Annotated in this window: 15 protein-coding genes and 1 pseudogene; 3 read left to right on the top strand and 13 right to left on the bottom strand. The window is 37.8% G+C overall.

The annotated features are described in order from the left end of the window. Positions 1–7: 7 nt before the first annotated feature. Positions 8–1,876 (top strand): LPXTG cell wall anchor domain-containing protein, encoded by a 1,869-nt coding sequence (locus tag QM419_RS02685; RefSeq protein ID WP_414277794.1) that lies wholly within the window; start codon positions 8–10, stop codon positions 1,874–1,876. 153 nt (positions 1,877–2,029) lie between these two features. On the opposite strand, the gene QM419_RS02680 is transcribed toward QM419_RS02685, so the two are convergent. The 7 genes and pseudogenes from QM419_RS02680 to rexB all read right to left on the bottom strand — a co-directional run bounded on the left by QM419_RS02680 (position 2,030) and on the right by rexB (position 14,354). Next, on the bottom strand, positions 2,030–4,114 hold the full coding sequence (locus tag QM419_RS02680) for a glucosaminidase domain-containing protein (protein ID WP_414277793.1): 2,085 nt from the start codon (positions 4,112–4,114) through the stop codon (positions 2,030–2,032). A 220-nt stretch (positions 4,115–4,334) separates the two neighbouring features. Beyond that, a pseudogene (locus tag QM419_RS02675) lies at positions 4,335–4,761 on the bottom strand (hypothetical protein). Further along, the gene (locus QM419_RS02670; RefSeq protein ID WP_414277792.1) at positions 4,736–5,647 is read right to left on the bottom strand and encodes a phosphodiester glycosidase family protein; all 912 of its coding nucleotides are present in this window, start codon (positions 5,645–5,647) and stop codon (positions 4,736–4,738) included. Before QM419_RS02670 ends, QM419_RS02675 begins: the two are co-directional and overlap by 26 nt. Further along, positions 5,644–6,687, bottom strand: coding sequence for a glycosyltransferase (locus tag QM419_RS02665; RefSeq protein WP_414277791.1), 1,044 nt, complete (start codon positions 6,685–6,687; stop codon positions 5,644–5,646). The genes QM419_RS02670 and QM419_RS02665 overlap by 4 nt, the downstream gene beginning before the upstream one ends. 192 nt (positions 6,688–6,879) lie before the next feature. Next, complete coding sequence (locus tag QM419_RS02660; RefSeq protein ID WP_414277790.1) at positions 6,880–7,377, bottom strand: YkgJ family cysteine cluster protein; 498 nt, start codon at positions 7,375–7,377, stop codon at positions 6,880–6,882. 90 nt (positions 7,378–7,467) lie between these two features. Continuing rightward, complete coding sequence (gene addA / locus QM419_RS02655; protein WP_414277789.1) at positions 7,468–11,106, bottom strand: helicase-exonuclease AddAB subunit AddA; 3,639 nt, start codon at positions 11,104–11,106, stop codon at positions 7,468–7,470. Next, entirely contained in the window at positions 11,103–14,354 is a 3,252-nt protein-coding gene (gene rexB, locus QM419_RS02650; RefSeq protein WP_414277788.1) for an ATP-dependent nuclease subunit B, read from the bottom strand. The genes addA and rexB overlap by 4 nt, the downstream gene beginning before the upstream one ends. A gap of 116 nt (positions 14,355–14,470) precedes the next feature. Here rexB and QM419_RS02645 point away from each other — a divergent pair, with 116 nt between their 5' ends. Continuing rightward, positions 14,471–15,280, top strand: coding sequence for a Cof-type HAD-IIB family hydrolase (locus QM419_RS02645; RefSeq protein ID WP_414277787.1), 810 nt, complete (start codon positions 14,471–14,473; stop codon positions 15,278–15,280). A gap of 47 nt (positions 15,281–15,327) precedes the next feature. Here QM419_RS02645 and QM419_RS02640 read toward each other — a convergent pair whose 3' ends face one another. The 6 genes from QM419_RS02640 to glmU all read right to left on the bottom strand — a co-directional run bounded on the left by QM419_RS02640 (position 15,328) and on the right by glmU (position 21,126). Next, positions 15,328–15,588 carry a SemiSWEET family transporter gene (locus QM419_RS02640; protein WP_006150712.1) on the bottom strand — a complete coding sequence of 87 codons (261 nt, stop codon included), beginning with the start codon at positions 15,586–15,588 and terminating at the stop codon, positions 15,328–15,330. Positions 15,589–15,753: 165 nt separating this feature from the next. Then, on the bottom strand, positions 15,754–18,042 hold the full coding sequence (pcrA, locus tag QM419_RS02635; protein ID WP_414277786.1) for a DNA helicase PcrA: 2,289 nt from the start codon (positions 18,040–18,042) through the stop codon (positions 15,754–15,756). Positions 18,043–18,162: 120 nt separating this feature from the next. Beyond that, positions 18,163–18,858: a 5'-methylthioadenosine/adenosylhomocysteine nucleosidase gene (locus QM419_RS02630; protein ID WP_414253672.1), complete on the bottom strand. Its 696-nt coding sequence runs from the start codon at positions 18,856–18,858 to the stop codon at positions 18,163–18,165. 10 nt (positions 18,859–18,868) lie between these two features. Next, a complete protein-coding gene (gene macP / locus QM419_RS02625) occupies positions 18,869–19,180 on the bottom strand; it encodes a cell wall synthase accessory phosphoprotein MacP (protein WP_414277785.1) in 312 nt (103 codons plus the stop codon). 11 nt (positions 19,181–19,191) lie between these two features. Beyond that, entirely contained in the window at positions 19,192–19,737 is a 546-nt protein-coding gene (locus tag QM419_RS02620; RefSeq protein WP_414277784.1) for an NUDIX hydrolase, read from the bottom strand. A 9-nt stretch (positions 19,738–19,746) separates the two neighbouring features. After that, positions 19,747–21,126 carry a bifunctional UDP-N-acetylglucosamine diphosphorylase/glucosamine-1-phosphate N-acetyltransferase GlmU gene (gene glmU / locus QM419_RS02615; protein WP_414277783.1) on the bottom strand — a complete coding sequence of 460 codons (1,380 nt, stop codon included), beginning with the start codon at positions 21,124–21,126 and terminating at the stop codon, positions 19,747–19,749. A gap of 157 nt (positions 21,127–21,283) precedes the next feature. Here glmU and QM419_RS02610 point away from each other — a divergent pair, with 157 nt between their 5' ends. Further along, positions 21,284–22,084 (top strand): GH25 family lysozyme, encoded by an 801-nt coding sequence (locus QM419_RS02610; RefSeq protein ID WP_414277782.1) that lies wholly within the window; start codon positions 21,284–21,286, stop codon positions 22,082–22,084. Positions 22,085–22,089: the final 5 nt, after the last annotated feature.

Below are 22,089 nucleotides of genomic sequence, written 5' to 3'. Positions count from 1 at the left end.
GAAGGAAATGAAAAAAAATAATCTAAGTAGACTTGCAAAAGTCTTCTTTCTTGTATTTTTACCCTTATTGTTCATAGTATTTTCGCAGTCTGATGTGGTAAAAGCTGGAGATGTCAGTAATAATATTAGCTCTCTGACTGTTTCATCAAATGAAATCACAGATGGTGGACAAACAACTGTTAAGTTTACATTTGACGAGCACGCACAAAAAATCCAACCAGGTGATACATTAAAAGTTAATTGGACTAGTTCTGGTACAGTCTATGGGGTAGGTTTTAAAAAGACTATTCCTCTAAACATCGACGGAACTTACGTTGGAGACATGGTCATTACTGATGGCTCTGCTACTGTTACTTTTAACGAAGCTATCAAAAACCTTCAAAACATCCGTGGTTGGGGTGAATTTGAGATTGAAGTTCATAATGATACAGCAACTGATAAAGAACATGTTGGTAAATTCACTATCATCAGTGGAGATAAGACAGTAGATCTAAGCGTTAAGAAAGAGGCGACTGGCGAAAACCACGCTCCATTCTACTTAAAAGCTGGGGATATGCACGCTAATGATCCTGAACACATTCTTTGGACATTGACAATCAACGCAATGAACTTAGAAGTGGACGGCGACGTTCGTGTGGAAGATGAAATCCAAGGTGGTCATTCACTTGTAAAAGATAGCTTCAGTATTACTACAACAGGTAATAAACCTGGATATTACGGTGGTGCAACTGCTATCGACGATTTCTTAGCGGCCTTTCCTGGATCAACATTCACAATTGATGCTTCTGGAAAAATCACTGTTACAATTCCAAAAGACTTGATCAACAAGACTGGCGTTCTAATTTTCTATCGTACAAAATTAGAAAATGAAAAGCAAAAAGACTTCAAGAACAACACAAAAGTTTGGTACCAAGTCAAAGGTGAAACTGCGGTTGTGGCCAAAGAAGTAAACGCATCTGTGGCAAACATCAATGCAAACGGTGGTGTGGATGGCGATCAAACTTCAACTACTACTACTACAACTACAACCACAACCACAACTACAACTGAAGAGCCAACGACTACTTCAACAACTACAACAACAACTGAAGAGCCTACAACTACTTCAACAACCACAACAACTGAAGAGCCAACGACTACTTCAACTACAACTACAACTGAAGAGCCTACAACTACTTCAACTACAACTACAACTGAAGAGCCTACAACTACTTCAACTACAACAACAACTGAAGAGTCTACAACTACTTCAACTACAACAACAACTGAAGAGTCTACAACTACTTCAACTACAACAACTACAACCGAAGAGCCAACGACTACTTCAACAACCACAACAACTGAAGAGTCTACAACTACTTCAACTACAACAACAACTGAAGAGCCTACAACTACTTCAACTACAACTACAACTGAAGAGCCTACAACTACTTCAACTACAACTACAACTGAAGAGCCTACAACTACTTCAACTACAACAACAACTGAAGAGTCTACAACTACTTCAAGCACAACAACTACAACTGAAGAACCTAAGACTACTTCAAGCACAACAACTACAACTGAAGAGCCTAAGACTACTTCAAGCACAACAACTACAACTGAAGAACCTAAGACTACTTCAAGCACAACAACTACAACTGAAGAACCTAAGACTACTTCAAGCACAACAACTACAACTGGTGAGTCTAAGACTACTTCAAGCACAACAACTACAACTGAAGAGCCTAAATCTACAGTAACTACAACTAAGGATAAACCAGGGCTTCCAAAAACTGGTGAAAATAAAGGAACATTTGTAACAATTCTTGGTACTCTCATCCTTGTTTCATCAATTCTAGTTGTTAGAAACTCACTTAAATCTAAAAATAACTAATTTTAATGAACATAATTAAAGAGGTTTAATTTTAGAGTATTTAAGTTCATAAACAAAAAAGGGTTTACTAAAAAGTAAATCCTTTTTATTTCATGATCGTTAAAGACAGACAAAAATCGATAACCATTTTAAAGTTATCGATTTTAAAATATTTTAATCTTTTTCACCAAGTTTACTATTGATTGTCATCATAATGCTGGCAATCTTTTCACCCCAATATGGATCAGAAGCGTAAAGAACGTTCATTCCAGATGATTTATTACCAAGATGGGTTCTACCTTCATCAATATAATTCTCTCTGATCCATTTAGCTGCACCTAGGATTCCCTTATCAACATTGTCGAAACTCTTTGCAGAATCATATGGAGTGGTGTCATAGGCAGCAATACCAAAGAAGTTATTCTTATCTTTTGCAATCTGACTACGTCCCCATGCACTTTCTAGAGCACTGTGCGCCATTAGATAGAGTGCATTCACCTGATAGCGTTTCTCCGCTTCTTTGAAGACCTCTCCTTTTCCTGCAAGTCGGCTCCCCTGAATATTCATAAGAGAATAAACTTTATCGAGTTCAGCTGCTGTATAATTTGTTGGCTTTCTTAGATCTCTATAGAGGAATGGGTTCTCAACTTTAAAGTTATCAAAGTTAACGCCATCTGCTGAATAGTATTTTGTACCAATAGCCATCGATGAACTATGACGTGCTACACGAATACTTGTATAAGGTGATAACTCGTGATAAACGTAACGACCATCACTTGTGTAATGAGGGATAAACTCATTATTAGTGTTAACAGCTGCAAGGTCACTCTTATTCATAAAGCCTGAAAGTCCAGAAATTTGGACTGGGAGTCGGTCACCTTGAGACTCTGTGTCAGAAACAGCAACTATAGTACCTTGAGAAATATAGCTAAGTCTAGCTCCAGAAGCACTATAAACATAGGCTGTTATTGGTTTTACTTTATAATAACTAGATGGGTTAGAGATCCACTTCCCGTTATTTTCAAAGCTATAATTTTTACCATTGATTTTGAGTGTTCCAGTAGCATATAGTCCATCTTCTTTTAGATAATACCAAGCATTGTAACTCTTATCAAAGATCCACTCATTCTTGGCCATATAACCATATGATTTGAGATAGTAGGACCCTTCCCATTGATTTTCAGCATAAGAACCATCTGATTTTAAGTAGAACCAACTATTGTATTTTTTATCAAAGAACCATTCATTTTGAGCCATGGCGCCACTATCTTTTAGGTAGTATTTATCTTTCCATTGACTACTCAACATGACCCCGTCTTTATCAAATAAGTACCAAGAGCTATTAATCTTTTCCCATTTATTACGAACGACTTTTCCTGAATCAGTAGCATAGTACCACTTTTCAGCCATTTTTACCCAGTTCTTTTCAGCCATAGCACCGCTAGTCTGAAGAAGATAGTCATTATAAATGGTTTTGCTTAACATGATACCAGTTTCATCAAAACGATACCATGAACCGCTAATTTTTTCCCATTTGTTGCGGATAATCTTTCCTGAGTCTGTAGCATAATACCACTTATCATCCATCTTTACCCAACCCTTCTCATGCATAGCACCGCTACTTTGAAGAAGGTAGTCGTTATAAATGGTTTTGGTTAACATGGCACCAGTTTCGTCGAAACGATACCAAAAACCGTTAATTTTTTCCCATTTGTTGCGGATAATCTTTCCTGATTCTGTGGCATAATACCATTTTTCATCCATTTTTACCCAAGAAGTTTCAACCATAGCTCCGCTTTTGTTAAAGAGATAGTCATCATAAACTTTATTGCTAAGCATGGTACCGTCTTGGTTAAAATAATACCAGTGACCAGCTATTTTTTTCCAATTCGTAACAGCCTTTTTATTTTCATAATAACGCCATTGACCATTCTCTTTTTGCCAACCTTCTTTGTTGACTTCTTCAGTAATTTCTTCTGTTGAAGAGTTATCCTTAGTAACAGCTGTTTCCGGTTTCTGTGTGGTATGAGAAGATTCTTTTTCAGGATTCTGTTGATTTGAGTTTTGATTCTGCTTATCGTTCTGCTCTTGACCTTGAGCTTGCTTTTTCTCTTTAGCTTCCTTACTCGTTCCATTTGCTACAGTTTTTTCTGAACTTTGTACTTTGTTTGTAGCTTGGTTTTCTTCAGCCAGGACGTTATTTTTTGAAATCCCTGCTATGGAAAGAACAACTGTACTAGCCAGCAATAACTTTTTCATTATTTTATCCTTTCAATTTTATAAATTCATATTCTTTATTTCTTGCTTATCTCTATTACAGACGAGAATTATCCATTTTATTATACAATATAATTTCAAATATAAAAGTAACATCTTTAAGAAGAAAGAAAGTTGTAATATTGTTAAAACAATTTAGAAATAAAAGTCAACAAAAAGCAGTCGAACAATATCTGAACGACTACTTATTTTATTCTAATAATTAACCTTCTATTACTTTGGTACGTTTATTAGTTAGAAGAGGATTTATAAATGTAGATAGAATAGCTAAGATTGCAAAACTAATACCTACATACCAATATGGTGCATCAAGTGTGGTTGAACGACCAGATAGATTGACAATACCTCGGAATAGTGTCCCTGTTGTAACAATAGCTACTGCCGAATTCCATAAATTAAGGCTAATTCTGGACAAATACGGAAAAGCTTTGAGCAAGATTGCTAGTATTATCCCACCCACCAAAGGTATAGCGAACAAGTAATGCATATGAACTGATGTCTCTCCAAAACTGAATGCTTCATAAATTCTAGAGAAGGCAAAGAAGAAAATCGTAATTAGTGTATAAGAGATGACAGTTTTTTTTAAAACGTTTTTTGTTAGGATTAATAACCGATGTAGACAATATCACTCACCGCCCTTTCTGAAATTCTGTTTCCTCCAGTCGTTGGCTTGTTAATAACCTGACCGTTGAAGTAAAGCGTAGATGATCCACCACCATCAAGGTTGTAGGCCGTTTTTACACCGTATGATTTCATGACTTCAGCCATTTGGTACAGTGATAGCCCCTTGCTTTCAGAAGTACGTCCATCTGAAACTACGATAATATAGTGGTTTTCATCAATAATCCCAATCGCAGTACGAGGATTTGATGCCATAGCTTGTCCAACTTCTTCATTTTTTCCTACTGCAATCTCACTATTTTCAACTAAAGCTGGGCCAAAAGCCAAGAGATTGACAACACCATCTTTAACTAGTTGGTCAGCTGAAATTTGATCTTCGTAAATAATCTTGAAAGAACCATCCTTATAAATAGCTAAATCACCATTGCTAGAATATTCTCGTACAGTATCACGATAGACGACTCCATTACGGATAACATATCCTGTAGAGTTAGCTCCGTAGTAATCTCCATTGATCGCTAGAATAGCATTGTTATCAGCAGCGGTTTCAGAAGTTTTTGCAGTTACATTGGTTCCGAAGGCATTTTGAGCGAATGCTGTTTTTAGATAATATGATGAGCTTACTGTAACATCTGCAACGTAGACTTGCGTAGTATTAACTGTCGTTTCAGACAAATTGATGGAGATATTATCATCCTTATAACTTGAGTCTGTTAATGTTGCTGTTTTAGCTGCTTGGCTTGCCGTGGCAGTATTTGTACTAGTGCTAGTTGTTGCTACTGTCGAAATAGTCTCAGCGAGTACAAAAGTTTTCAACATTGAGTAACTAAAGGATCCTGTCAAGAGTAAACCGAGAATCGAGGCATAAGCATATGGTTTCTTTAAAAATTTCATAATACAGTTGATGTCCTTTCCTTAAAGATCAATTTCTTTTGCACTGTCCAAGAAACAGCAAAGAGAAGAATTCCAACAATAATCTTAACGATTAAGAGATTCATTCCAAATACTGCATAGAATAGACGAATAAGAAGCGTGTCCAGAACAAAGAGTCCTACTGCCAGACCGAAGTAACCCATCCCTGTTTTCACAAGGCTATCTTCGTTTTTAAAGACTAGTTTTTTATTGGTTGAATAGTTAAAAATGGAGCTGGTCACACGGGCTAGTCCGTTAGCTAGGAAAATTCGGAAACTTGTTGGCGCTGTTGGTAAAAACAAGATTGCAATAGCGTAAACGATATAGTCTACAACAAAGCTACTAAGGGATGATAAGGCAAATTTAAAGATATTTTTATAAATCATGAGCCCATCTTTTATTGGTCGGAAGTGTGAATCCTCATTATCATTGATATAGACCGTTTCGATTGGTACTTCTAAGATTTCATATTCTTTGCTTGCTTCCAGAAGCATGTTCATTTCGTATTCATAACGTTGACCTTCGATCTTTAGCATAAAAGGAATGAGATTTGTTGTAAAGGCGCGAAGGCCTGTCTGAGTATCTGTTACTCCTACTCCTGTCTGTAATTTAAAGAGTACTTTTGTCAAGCTATTCCCAAAACGACTACGGAGTGGAACCTTACCTGTAAAGGCACGCACACCCAAGATTAGCTTGTTAGGATTTTCAGAAGCTTTGTTAGCCGCACGGAAAATATCCCAAATCTTATGCTGACCATCCGCGTCTGCTGTGACTACTGTTCCATAAATGTTTCGTTCTTGGATATAAGAAAAGGCTGTTTTAAGCGCTTGTCCTTTCCCTTTATTTACTTCGTGACGGAGTACTGTAGCGTATTGCTCAGCTTTATCAAAGATTTTTTGGCACTTTGATGAACTGCCATCGTCGATAACTAGAATATGAAAATCACTCTTTTCGTGAATTTTTTCGATGAGTGTGATAAGTTTATTATCAGGTTGATAAGCTGGAATGACTATATAGTTCATATCGATACCTCTTTCTTTGATGATGGAATAACTATACAGAACATCGCTTAAAAATAACTTATATCAGTTTTCTTTAAGAAAAAGTTCAGATAAATTTAAGGTTTTAAACCAGATTTAAATAATTACAGAGGATAAATATACAAAAAATCCCTAAAGTAGTCTTTAGGGAAGAAATTTATTATAAGTATTGTTTTATTCTATTTTTCTCCTTAACTTCTCAACAAAAAGATAGGCCGCTGGACAAGTTAAGGTATTTTTGATTGTGAGGTTGTTGATTTGGTAGATTTTCTTACGATCAGTATGTGGGAATTCTCTACAAGCTTTGGGACGAACCTCGTAAATGGAACATAGGTTATCGCCACCCAAGAAAGGACAAGGCATGGACTTAAAAACTTTATCTCCATCTTCATCAACTTGTAAGAATTCGTCTTCGAAAGCAGGTAATTTCATTTTAAAGTACTTGGCAATGCGTGTGATATCTGCTTCTTTAAAGTTCGGTCCAAGGCTCTTGCAGCAGTTGGCACAGGCTGTACAATCAATTTCTGAAAACACTTCTTGGTGAATCTCTAGAGCAATCTTATCTAAATTTTTAGGAGCTTTCTTTTTCAGATTTCCAAGAAACTTACGATGCTCTTTTTGCTTTTGTAAAGCTAATTGATGATAGTATTCGATATCGATTTCTTTTGGCATAGATTCTTTTACATCCTTTTCTGAAACTAGTATACCATAACTGAAAATAAATAAAAACTACTGTCAAGTATGACAATAGTTTTTACAAGATTAGTTCACCTCGACCACTTCAACCATATCTTTGCCAAGCAAAATCAGATATTTTTCAACCTTGTCTATCTGGTAAGAACGGGATAAGGCTTCTGCATATAGAGATAATTGACCTCTATAGCGTTCAATCAGTTGACTTGGATATTCATAATGATCTGTCTTGTAGTCAAAGAGAACAATTTTATCATCATAAACTAGATATCCATCTAAAATTCCACGGACAACAAAGTCTTCCTGACTCTTATCATCTCTTTTTAACATAGAGAAGGGTTGTTCTCGATAAAGTTTATCTTGATTTTTAAGAATCTCTTGACCAAGAGCTGTATCAAAGAAGGACAAGATTTTTTCTAGATTAACTTTATCTTTAACAGCTGTGCTAGTGTGAACTTGCTCCAAGGCCTCTGTCAAGGTTTCCAAAGTAGGTTTTTTATCGAGATTGATTCGTTGCATGAGTTCATGGGTAGCACTACCAATTTCAGCTCCAGTGACTTTTTCTGTCTTGGAGAAGTCTGGAAGTTCAAACAGAATACTATTTTCTTTTGGTTTACTTTGACCAGCTACTACTACACCTTCCATATCCATGACTGGTTCATAAAACTTCTTAATCTGACTCGGGGTCTGAACACTTGGAAGACTAATTGCTACTCTGTGGATTTCATTGTATACTTCCACTTCTTTCAGCATTTGTAGAGCTTCCTTAATGGTATCAGACTGACGGTTGCTTGCCTGAGAAAGATCTTGGAGCTGGCTTTTAGTTTCCAATTCTCCGATAGCTTCTTTGGTTAGGTCTTCTTCACCTTCAAAGCGTACACTAAAATGCAAATCCTCTTTAGAAAATGCTTGATAGATGGCCCAAATCCAATCCTGGAAATTTTGAGCATCTAGTCTCGTTTCTCGAGTCAAAATACCTTTTCCATTTGTCGGATATTCTTTAGATTCTAACTTTTCACGAGAACCTTTTCCAACTAGATAAAGTTTTTTCTCAGCACGCGTCATGGCTACATACAGTAAACACATCAACTCAGAATAGCTTGCTAATTGCAGCTCTTCTTCGTTTTGCGTGTAAGTTAAACTTGGTATGGATAACTTAATCGATGATGGGAGATATTCCTCTTTTGCATTTGTAGCTACTCTAGCTACATACTTAAGACCTAGGCCATTTTTTCGACTTAGGATGACTTCAGACATGGAATCTTGCTTGTTAAATTGCTGATCAATATTGAGAATAAAGACATAAGGGAACTCAAGTCCCTTACTCTTATGAATACTCATAAGCTCCACAGCATCTTTAGGTGGAGTTACAGTGACACTAGCAAGGTCGTGCTTGGCTTCCAAGACTTGATCAATCATAGTTATGAAACGTGATAAGCCTTTAAAATTACTCTTTTCAAACTGGTCAGCTCGTAGTGCTAGGGCATAGAGGTTGGCCTGTCTAGCCTGACCATTTGGCAACGCACCGACATAGTCATAGTAAAAGCGGTCGCTATAGATTTTCCAAATTAGGTCATAAAGAGAATGTGTTTTGGAATACAAGCGCCACCCCTGGACTGTTTCCATGAAAAATTCTAATTTTTTATGGAGTTCAGACTTAATTAAATCCTTATGAAGACTAGTTTTCGCTTGAGCATTGACTAATTTCTCATAAAAGTTCTCTTGAACTTTATCTTCAGATTTTTGGAGAGCGAGACGAGCCAATTCATCCTCATCAAAGCTAAACATCGGAGATTTCATTAGAGCAACCAAAGCAAAGTCTTGAAGAGGGTTGTGGATGACACGAAGAGTATCCAACATCACCTGGACTTCTAGGGATTGCAAATAGTTTGCTTGAGCACCGTCTGTCTTGACAGGAATACCATATTCAGACAAGGCGAGCAGAACTTGATCATTGCGACTTCTGCTAGCAGTTAAGAGAGCCATGTCCTTGAAAGGTACACCCTTATCATTATGAAGGTGAATTATCTCCTTAAGCACCATTCGCATTTCACCAGTCAGTTTATTAGTTGCAAGTTCCTCCTCATCATCAGAATCGCTATCATCATCCTTATCGTACAAGAGAACTTCTGCCTTGTTTTCTGGATTTGATTGAATATCAGTATTTCCAAAAACAAGTTGATGCATACCGTCATAAGATATCTCTCCAACTTCCTCGTCCATGAGGTGTTTAAAGACATCGTTCGTAGCATCAAGAACCTCTGAACCGCTCCGGAAGTTTTCCTTAAGCAGAATTAACTGACCTTCTTTGTCATCTTGAGCAAATCTATGAAATTTTTCGTTGAAAATTTGGGGATCTGCCTGTCTAAAACGATAAATAGACTGCTTGATATCTCCCACCATAAAACGGTTATAGCCGTTAGAGAGGAGTTCTAACATCCTCTCCTGGATATGGTTGGTATCTTGGTACTCATCGACCATGACTTCGTGGAAACGTTCCTGATACTCTTGACGAACCTGAGGGTAGTTTTCCAATATCTCAATGGTATAGTGACTAATATCCGCAAATTCAAAGGCATTTTCTTCGCGCTTCCGTTGTCGATAAGCATCAACAAAATCACTCATGAAAACTTGGAAAGTCTTAGCCAAGTCCCAAGACTCTTGATGATAATCTTCTTGGAATTTTAGTAACGTAATTTCGTTTTGAAGAGAGTTTAGTTTTTTAAATTTTGCTTTTCTTTCTTCATTATAGGCCTCTCTTAAAATTTTAAGGTCGGCATTACGATTACGATTGACAAGACCATTACCAATATTATTTACTATTCTATCAAGAACTTCCTGACATTGATTAAAATTCGATTCAGTCGTTAAAGCACCGATTTCATCAAGGACTTGTTGGACAGATTCTAGGTAAGCTGCTTTACCAAATTCCTTGGCATCATTATCCAAATGGTAACGGAAAAAGCTTTCTAAATCCCAAAGTCTTTCTTTTATTTCCTCTGCAAGTTTTTCTTTAGCAACCGTAAAATCAGCCTTTTCAAAACCTTTTAGGAAAGAATCCTGTAGCCAAGTCTGAGGATTGCTAGTAGATTGCAAAAAGTCATAAATCATATAGACCTGTTTACGTAGTCCACGTGCGTCTTTGCTTCTACCTGCAAAGTTTTTGACCAATCGACTAAAATTATCTTTATCCTTGCCTTGGTAGTGCTGTTCAAAAACTTGGCGAAAAACCTCATTTTTTAAGAGAAGTTGTTCACTTTCATTCTCAAGAATCCGAAAGTTTGGGGCGAGGTCAATCAGATAACCATGTTTAGCCAGGAACTTCTGAGTAAAAGAGTCCATAGTTCCGATGGCAGCGTTTGGTAAATCAGCTAATTGTCTTCCAAGATGTTTTTTTAGCTCCAAATTTTGAGTCTCTTGGATTTGTTGGCTGATTTTCTTTTCCAAGCGTTCTTTTAACTCGGTGGCTGCCTTTACCGTAAAGGTTGAAATAAAGAGTTGGCGAATTTCTACTCCACGCGCTAGTTGATCAAGAATTCGTTCAGCCATGACAAAGGTTTTTCCTGAGCCAGCTGATGCTGAGACCAGAATGTTTTGACCAGAACTGTAGATAGCTTGAATTTGCTCAGCGGTTTTCTTTGGTTTCTTGTCAGAATGAGCTTCTGCTACTTGCAACTCTTCAACCTCTTCTTGGGATAAAAATTTCATCGTTCCAACTCCTCTCTAATTTTATTAAACCAAGCTTCCTTGTCATTACTCTTAGCTACCTTATCTAACAATCTAGCCTGACCTAGATGATAATTAGCTTCAAAACCTGTAATAGACTGATATTGCTGAACATAGGGCGCAATGCTTCTACCGTTTTCTGTATATGGATTGATAGCAAATCTACCAGATAAAATCTTCTCTGCCGCTTTTTTGTAGATAAGGGCGTTGTAGTCCAGTAATAACTGGAATTCCTCATCAGACAACTGATAGGTCTTGTTTTTATTATATAGTTCACCAAGATTCTTTATCTCTTTTTCAAGAAATAGTCCTTGGTATTTCATACTCTTATTGGTTTCAGTTACTGCCTTTGAAAGAGTTTTAACAGTTTGTAATGACTGAGTTGGTTCAGCCATTTCTAAGTACATAGCTCCAAAGAAGTCTTTATTTCCTTCTTTCTTAAGAGCAGCCAAGTATGTTGGCAATTGTGAGTTTAGACCGTTAAAAAAGAGAGGAAAGTTAAATTGAGTTGCAGAAGATTTGTAGTCTACAACACCAATAGCATCTGATGTTTTCAAACGGTCAATACGATCGACCTTCCCACGAACATAAATATTACGACCATTATCTAACTGTACAAAAGCTTGTTCCTTGCCACCAAAGACAGCTTCTTCCTGAATTGTTTCAATTTCAGAATTGTGACGAAGGATGTGACCAGTTGCACGCGCAACATCCAAAAGAACTTCCTTGGTGAATTGAGCTTCTAAGCTTTCCTGATAAATAGCTTGAAACTCTCGTTCCTGACTAGTTTCAGAAATGGCTTGTTCTAAACGTCGGTCAAAGGATTCATTAGTCGGAAGTTTCATTGCTCGTTCAAAAATACGATGCAAGAAATTCCCGTGACTTCGTGCATCAGGACGGAGACGCAATTCTTCCTGCAAGCCTAAGACATAACGAAGGTAATAACTATATTCATTTCGATAAAACTCCGTTAATCCCGAAGTTGATAGATAAAAATCTTGGTTTTGAGGATACAAGGCATCCAAAGTATCTGCTGCTAAAGTCTTACTTCGTGGACTTGTAGGCAGGACTGGATTTTCTAAACCTTGGTCTTCCAACTTTCTCCCCATAACACGAGCTAAAACTTTAACAAAGGTTAAGTCTTGTTCACTTGTCTCCATCTCACCTTGCTGATGATAGGCAACAAGACTAGACAAAAGACTGTGATAAGAACCAATATCATCCTTTGATAGGTTTTTTCGATCAATTCTCTTTTCAATCTTGCTAAAACCAAAATCCTGTAATTCTTTCAAATAAACCGACTCTTTACTCTCATTTTCATTGAGTAAACTTGGCGCTGATAAGACTAATTGCTTCTTAGCAGAGTTGACCAAAGAAAGCATGGTGTAGCGATTTTTCTTGAGGTTTTCTTGACTTGCAATCAGTAATTGAGAACCTTCTTGGGTTGCTCGGTTCAGCACTTCCCTTTCTTCATCGCTCAACAAACTAGTGTTTTGAGCAATTTTAGGCAAGTGATCTTGAGTTAAGCCAAGTGCATAGATGTAATCAGCTGTCAAAGGCGCAATCAAATCATAACTTTGCACCAGAACAGTATCTACCGTTGCTGGGATCGTACGATAATTTGATAAGGACATTCCTGAATGAAGAAGAGCCAAGAAATCATCCAAAGTGACCTGAGAACTTTCAAATACAGTTGCAAATTGCTCCATTACGTGGCAAAATGCTTTCCAGACCTCCTCTTGTCTTTCTTGTTCCGCCACTTCCATTGTTGCAGATAAGATTTGAAGTTGCTTGGTCACAAAGGAATCCTTCAAAAAATTCTTCCATTTTTCGAGGATATTCTCTGCCTTTTGCTTGCGACTGGATAATAGAGTTTCTAGTGGTCTTAGAACACAAACACGAAGCTTGTTTAACTTTTCTAAATCAAATTTTTCACGCTGATTTTTAGTAAATTCTTGTTTAAAGTTAGACAGACCATCAATTCCTAAATAACGGATATATTGTTCAAAGCTATCAATTTCCTCTTGACTAAGGTCAGTATACAAACCAGTACGTAGGAGATTAATCAAATCTTCCTGACGAAAATTGTATCGTTTCAAACGTCCAATGGATTCTACAAATTGCGTTAAAGGATGATGAGCCATGGACTCACTCTTGCCCAGATAAAATGGAATCTGATACTGATTAAATATTGTCTGCAAAGACAGTTTATAAGACTCTACATCTCCTAGCAGGATACGAAAATTCTTATAACTAAGTTTTGGCTCTTGGTGCAATTTCTGACGAATACTACGAGCAACTAACTCCAACTCTTCTTTTTGGGTCAAACAGGACCAGATTTGTAAATCTTCTCTATCCTCATCAGTCACTTCTAAACTGATTTCAGAATAATCATAGGCACTTTCGAGAAGTCTTGAGGCTTTAGCAAAGGCATCAAGATTTCCGTGTTCTTGACATGCATTTTCTGCCTTGGTCTGATATTTAAAAGCTAAATGGCGTAGAAACTCAACACTAGCTTGATAGAGATTCCCTTCAGTAAACGGACTTGTATAAGCTTTTTTAGTCGCATAAGCCCCGATAACAATTTCAACACCCTTACGATAAAGTAGATCCACTAGGTGTTCTTCTTCTGCAGAAAATCGGGTAAAACCATCAATGACTAGGGCAATCTGACTAAAATCACTACTTACTTTATTTTCTTCGATAGCATTGATCAGATATGATAATTGACTCCCTTGCGAAACTTGACCTTGATTCAGATAAGCTGTTACCTTTTCAAAATTCAAGAGTAAATCAGAACGTTTATCAACGTCAGCCAGACTTTCTAAATCCAAAAAGCTCATCTTCGCAGTTGTCATTTCGTGATAAATTTCAATCAATTGCTGGATAAATTGCGGATCTTGCTTAATAGCCCCGTAAACACGTAAATCCTTAGCGTCTATCTCAGACAGACATTTATAAAAAGCCATGCCAAGACCAATATCATCAAGACTAGACTTTGCTGGTATATCGTTTAAAACCAGATAACGAGCCATTTGAGCAAAGCGCGTGACTGTGATAGCAAAAGAAGCCTGCTGACTCAAGCACTCCAGCACGGCACGCTCCTTTTCAAAAGAAAGAGAGTTAGGGGCGATATAAAAGACTCGTTTTTCTTGGTCAACTAGTCCTTGAGCCTCCTTAGTTAGGATTTCTGTCAAAGAAGTCCGAATATCGGTATAAAGTAGTTTCATCTCTGCCTCGTTTGTTTTTTCATTCCCTTTTATTATACCATGATTTAACAGAAGATTCTGTCTCTGATTCCCATAATATGCTATAATATAGGCAAAACACGTAAAAAGGAAATACTATGATTAAATTACTTGCCCTAGATATGGATGGTACTCTGCTCAACGAAGCCAAGGAAATTCCTCAGGCTCATATTGATGCTATTCATAAGGCTATCGAAAAAGGTGTCAAACTGGTCCTCTGTACTGGTCGTCCTCTCTTTGGAGTTCTTCCCTACTATAAAAAACTAGGTCTTGATTTGCAGAATGAATACGTTATTGTCAACAATGGTTGTTCTACCCACCAAACTAGTGACTGGGGCCTTGTTGACTGGCGAGAACTTAGCAAATCAGACATCGAATACCTGAATGACTTTGCTGAAAAGAGTGAGGTCCAGTTGACTCTCTTTGACGAGGAACACTACTTCGTTCTCGGAGGCAAACCAAATCCTATCGTTCAATATGATGCTACACTTGTCTTTGCTGACCTGACTGAAATCTCACTGGAAGAAGCTACTAGCGGGAAATATCGCATGTTCCAAGGCATGTTCTTAGGCACAAAAGAGCAAACAGATGATTTTGAACAACGATTTGCTGAAGAACTTTGTCAGAGATTTAGCGGAGTTCGTTCTCAACCTGTTATCTATGAAGCAATGCCACTTGGCACAACCAAGGCTTCAGCACTTTCTCGTTTGGCTGAGATTTTGAATATCCAACCTTCTGAAATCATGGCAATGGGGGATGCCAATAACGATATTGAGATGTTAGAGTTTGCTGGTCTTGGGATTGCCATGGGAAACGCTAGCGATTACGTCAAATCTCTCGCGGATGCCGTAACAACCAGCAATGAAGAAGGCGGCGTTGCACGCGCTATTGAAAAATATATTTTGTAAACAAATAAAAGCAACCAGCAGAACATTCTGCTAGTTGCTTTTTATTTTTAAAATAAAGCTGTCAAAGCTGTGATAATCCCAAAAACGATACCTGGTGCATTGGCTGCTGCCAAAGGAATATCACGTTCTTTTTTAAAGAGTCCGTAGTAAACCCAAAGACTGCAGTTAATTGCAGCTACTGCTGGCTGGATAAAGTTTCCCTTTTGACCTGCAAGGTTGTTCATAATTTGTGGAATATATGAGATATACATCATTACAGACATAAAGGTTGCAATCCAACCCAACGTTTTCATTTGCTTTTCAGTCATTTTCTTCTCCTTTTAAAGACATTTTCAATTATACACTATTTTTTTAGATAGTGAAGTTTAAAAAGCTATTTGTTAAAAACTTGTAAACTATCACAATCTTGTGATAAGAGAATCAAAAAATTCCCTCTTGCCATTTCAAAAGGGAATCATATTCATTAAGAAAACTTACTTCTTCTCAATCGGTGCTACACTAGCTAAAAGTTTTTTGAGACCGACTTCTGGGAAATTGATTTTCAATTCTTGAGTGGATCCACTGCCTGAAACTGCCAGCACAGTTCCTTCACCCCATTTTTTATGAAGGGCAATATCCCCAACAGACCAGCTAGTCTCACTAGAAGCTGATTTAGTGTCAGATGCAAATTGTCCAAATGGTAAACCACTTGATTGGATCGATGTAGGAGCAGCATTCCGCTTTCGTTCTTGAAGCGCCTGAGCCAAACTCATTCCTTTACCAAATGCTGTTCCTCCGCCACTATAAGACGCTTTAAAACTTGTATTAGTCGGACGTGCTAATCCTTGATAAGTCAACAAATCTGAACTAATCTCATTGATAAAGCGAGTGGGACGATTGTAACTAGTACGTCCGAATAGCAAGCGAGAGTTTGCATTGGTCAGATAAAGAATTTTCTCAGCGCGCGTGATTCCTACGTAGGCCAAACGACGTTCTTCTTCTAATTCATCTGAATCTTCAGCAGCGCGACTGAGCGGAAAGACATTTTCCTCCATACCAATGATAAAGACAACAGGAAACTCAAGCCCTTTGGCCGCGTGTAGAGTCATCAAGGTTACTTCAGATGTCTCTTGGCTACCAGAGTCCGTATCTGCTATCAAAGCCAAGTCGTTCAGGAATCGACTAAGTTTATCTAGTCCTGTTTCCTCTTCGTCACTCTCAGGATTATCATCGAAGTTTTTCGTAACAGAGAGGAACTCCTCAATATTTTCAACCCGAGCCTTACTTTCCAAGGTTGCTTGGGCCTTAAGTAAATCAACGTAACCTGTTTTTTCTAATACTGCTTCTACCAACTCCGTGATTGTCAATCGGTCCAGTTGTTCACGCAAATCGAGAATCATATTAGCGAAGTCCCATATAGATTGAGCAGCTTTCCCCTTGATACCAGACAACATGATATTTGCAGAGGCATCTAACATAGACATTTCTTGCATGTTCGCAAAGTCACGAATCTTCTCAATAGTTCCTGGACCAATACCACGTTTTGGTTCGTTGATAATGCGTTCAAAACTGATATTATCACTCAAATTAGCAATAAGATTGAGGTAAGCAATGATATCACGAATTTCCTTACGGCTGTAGAATTTCGTTCCACCAACCATTGTGTACGGAATATTTGACTTAAGCAGAGCTTCCTCTATGGTACGTGACTGGGCATTAGTACGATAAAGAACTGCAAAGTCTTTATGTAGGAAGTTGTGGCTACGGCCAAGTACATCAATCGTTTTAGCTACAAAGACAGCCTCGTCCTGTTCATCATTAGCACGATAGTAAATGATTTGTTCCCCATCTGCATTTTGAGTCCAAAGGTTCTTAGGACGACGGTTTTTATTATTTTTGATAACATCGTTGGCAGCTTGTAGGATGGTTTTAGTGGAACGATAATTTTCCTCTAACAAGACTACCTTAGCATCTGGATAATCCTTCTCAAAATCAAGGATATTTTGCATATCAGCGCCACGCCAACCGTAGATAGACTGGTCTGCATCCCCAACAACACAGATATTTTTGAAACGAGAAGCTAAGAGTTTAACAAGTTGATACTGGGCATGATTGGTATCTTGGTACTCGTCAACATGAATGTACTGAAACTTTTGTTGGTAGTATGTCAAGACATCAGGATTTTGATCAAAAAGACGCAGCGTCAACATGATCAAATCATCAAAGTCCACCGACTCAGACTGACGAAGCTCCTTTTGGTATGCAGTATAACATTTAGCCACAATATCAGTATACAAATCTCCAGCTTGAGCAGCGTAAGCAACATCGTCAATCAGGTCATTCTTAGCATTAGAAATAGTTCCTAGAATAGAGCGTTCATTCCATTTTTTTGGATCTAGATTTAACTCTTTCAAAATACGCTTCATTAGCGTTCGCTGTTCACCTGGATCGATAATTGTAAAATTACGATTATATCCAATATGATCTGCATCACGACGTAAGATACGAACACACATAGAGTGAAAGGTCGCAATCAAACAGTCTTGAGTAGCTGGATTGAGCCCATAGGCACGCTCCTTCATCTCGCGTGCTGCTTTATTGGTAAAGGTAATAGCTAAAATATTCCATGGATTAACCATTTTTTCATCAATTAAGTAGGCGATACGGTGGGTCAAAACTCGTGTCTTACCGGAACCAGCCCCCGCCATGATCAGCAGTGGACCTTCTGTTGTTTGGACCGCTTCAGCCTGTTTGTCATTCATACCGTTTAATAAAGGGTTCATTTTCTCTTCCTATTCTTCAAATCAATGTTTCTATTATATCAAAAAAGACAAAAAATAACTTTAACTGAGACAAGCTTCTATTTCCAATAAAAAAGAACACTTGCTAGTGTTCTTTAGATTTTAATTATGAATTGTTTCTAGGAGAGTTAGAAGGGCTTGTGCTGAGCGACGTCCAGCTTCTACGATAAATTCATCAAATGAAATAGAAGCTTCGTGATTCGCATTATCACTCATGGCACGGACAACTAAGAAAGGTAGATTCAGCGCGTGAGCTGCTTGAGCGATAGCCGCTCCTTCCATCTCAACCGCAAGCACCTGAGGAAAATGTTCTTTTATAGCTTTAATCTTATCTTCACCCGCAATAAAACTATCACCGGTCGCAATCAAACCTATATGCCATTTTTGGTTAAGTTTAGATAAACTCTCTTGAATCATACTGACAAACTTCTTGTCAGATTCGAAATAGAGTGGTTGTTGGGCCATTTGACCGTATTCATACCCAAAAGCAGTCACATCAACATCATGATAAGCTAGCTTATCAGCAATCACTACATCACCGACTTCGATCCCTTCTGCTAAAGCTCCAGCTGAACCAGTGTTGATGACAGCATCTACTTTAAAGTGGTCGGCTAGGATTGCTACACTCATTGCAGACATAACTTTACCAATTCCACTCTCGACCAAGACAAGCTCGACTGAACCAATTTTTCCTGTATGATACTTATTTCCTAATACCGCCTCTTCTTGAGCATTTTCTAAATGTTGAATTAGATAAACTAGCTCTTCTGGCATAGCTGCTATAATTCCTATTTTCATGACATTCCCCTTAAATAAATCTCATTGCTAAAACTAGCAAAATCAAGAGAAGAATAACAGCAAATAGAATCTTATTCAATTTAGAGTTAAAGACATTTCTCTTGGTATTTTCGATTCGACGACTCTTATGGATTTGAGGTTCAACCTCAATCGTTAAAGTATCCTGACTAAATCCATGGTCACTTGAACGTGAATATCCATCATATTGAGATGAAGTTGACAATATCTTCGTTTCTTGATCATCTACTAAAGCAGGACCAGAGATATCTTCACCTCGATTCGCACGCTCAATGATTTCGTCTGTTAATAAAGGTCTTCCCATGGGTTCCTCCTCTATTTTTCTTGTAATTCCCAATACTGGATAGCCATGATAGTCTTGGCATCACAGATATCACCAGACTGGATGAGTTGTTTAGCCTGTTCAAGACTAACTTCAAGTAGTTCTAATGTTTCATCTTCATCCTGTGGACGAGGATTTTTAACCTTTTTCAAATCACTTGCCAAATAAAGTTTTAAGCGCTCGTTACAAAATCCAATCGCAGAGTAAAAATCATAAAGAAGGCTTAATGTGCCGGTATAGGCTGCCTCTTCTTCTAATTCACGAAGAGCTGCTGCTTCTGGATCTGCATTTTCGCCGACTTCTAATTTTCCAGCAGGAATTTCGTAAGAAACTTTTTCAATCGCCTTGCGATATTGCTTCACTAAGACAATCTTGTTTTCTTGAGTAACTGCAAGAACACATACTGCACCGTTATGGAAAATCAAATCGCGTTGAGCCGTCCCTTTTCCTGAAGGAAGTTCAACCTGGTCTTGAACTAATTGGAAAATAGGACCTTTATAGATTTCTTTTCGACTAATCGTCTTCTCTTCAAATTCCATGGTTAGCTCCTATTTGTTTTTAGGATGGTGAGGGAGACGAGTTGCATATTCGTCCTTATTAACTTGACGGCCTCGCCCAATAGCAACTGCATCAGCAGGCACATCTTTAGTAATTGTTGAACCTGCGCCAACAAGAGAGTTATCCCCTAGTTCTACTGGAGCGATAATCGTTGAATTAGATCCGACAAAGACATTGTTACCGATGACAGTTTTGAACTTGTGTTGACCATCGTAATTCACAGTGATGGTTCCAGCACCAAAGTTGACATCACTTCCAACTTCACAGTTTCCAATATAAGTCAAATGACCCGCTTTGGTATTTTCGCCAATAGAAGAACCTTTCACCTCAACAAAGTTTCCGATATGAACATCCTTAGCTAAGCTAGATCCAGGACGAATATGAGCGTAAGGTCCAACTGTAACGCCATCTGCTACTGTGCTTTCTTCAATCATCGAGTTGGTAATTACAGCACCAGAACCTACCGTACTATCAACGATATAAGTTCCGTTCGTCAAAATAGTTTCCGCACCAATCTTACTAGAACCTTTGAGGGTTACATTAGCTTCAATTTGTACATCTGGAGCAATTTCAACATCCACATCAATATAAGTTGCTTCTGGATTTACAAAACTTACCCCATTGACCATGTGTGCTTGGTTAATACGACGACGCATTACAGCTTCTGCTGTAGCAAGTGCGACACGGTCATTTACACCGAGACTTTCATCAAAGTCTTTCAGAGTATAAGCTCCTACCTTCTCACCAGCTTCACGGAAAATACCAATCACATCAGTAATATAGTATTCACCTTGAGCATTGTTGGTATTGATATTCTTAAGTGCCTCAAAGAGACGAGCGTTATCAAAAACATAGGTTCCTGTATTAATTTCTTTGATTTGTTTTTCAAAATCAGTCGCATCTTTTTGTTCAACAATTCTTAGCACTTCAGCATTATCATTACGAACAATACGTCCATAACCAAATGGGTCGTCAGCTTCTGCAGTTAAGATTGTTGCTACATTCTTGTGGTTTACATGGAAATCAATCAAGTTCTTTAGACTTTCACCCGTGATTAATGGTGTATCACCTGCAATAACCAATGTTTGTCCAGAAAGGCCTTCAAGAATTGGTTCGGCCATCATAACTGCATGACCAGTACCTAATTGCTCAGATTGTCTGACAAAATCAGTCTGTCCTGCTAAAACTTGCTCTACAAGTTCAGCCTTATGTCCAACTACGGTAACTGTTTTTTCAGGATTAATTGCCCCAACGCTACGAAAAACATGCTCAAGCATTGAAATTCCCGCAACCTTGTGCATAACTTTAGGTAGATCTGATTTCATACGGGTACCCTTACCCGCAGCTAAAATAATTGCATAATTTGCCATATTTTTCTCTTTTCTATAGAAATTCTTTATTATTATACCATAATTTAGTCTACGATACACAAATTTGATGAAGTCAACATGACGTTAATGACTATCACTACTTAATTTTGAGTAAATTTTTTGATTTTTTTCACAAATTACGATAAACTAAAGAGGTATGAGAAAAAAAATTCGTCCAGCTTTTATAGTTATTATATTTGCTGCTTTTATAGGATTCTTGATTCTCAATCGTCCACGATTCGAAGAACATCCTGTAAAAACTAAACAAAATCCAGTTCAAATAGAAACACAAGCTCTACATAACTTGGATAAGCCTATCATCGATATCTCTGGTTGGCAGAGACCATCGGAAATCAATTACGATATTTTATCTCAAAATATCTCCGGTGTCATTGTTCGAGTCCACGGAGGAAATCAGATCACCACTGAGAACGATGCATCTTATACAAACGGTATTGATAAAGCTTATAAAAGTCATATCGCTGAGTTTCAAAAGAGAAATGTTCCAGTTGCTGTATATGCCTATGTATCTGGTAAAAGTGTAGAGGATATGGAAAAAGCGGCCGAATCATTTTATAATTCAGCTTCGCCATACAATCCAAGTTACTATTGGTTAGATGTTGAAGAAAAAACAATGTCAGATATGAACCAAGGAGTAGAGGCATTTCGTGCTAAGTTAGAATCACTTGGAGCTAAGAATATTGGTATCTACATCGGTGTTTATTTCATGGAAGAACATAGCATCAGTACAGATAAGTTTTCTGCTATTTGGATTCCATCCTACGGACTTGACTCAGGCTACTTTGAAAGTTCACCAAATACAGACCTTGACTTTGATCTCCATCAATACACGTCAAAAGGTAAACTGGTTGGATTTGAACACCATCTAGACCTAAATCTTATTTCTTTATCAAAAGATAAGGAAGAAACGTTTAGAAAACTATTCTTAAAACCTTAATTTCA

This window comes from Streptococcus infantis (genome assembly GCF_047464715.1).
GTDB classification, from domain to species: domain Bacteria; phylum Bacillota; class Bacilli; order Lactobacillales; family Streptococcaceae; genus Streptococcus; species Streptococcus infantis_S.
The sequence above is the reverse complement of the archived record's forward strand: the minus strand, read 5'-3'. Positions and strand labels throughout refer to the sequence as shown.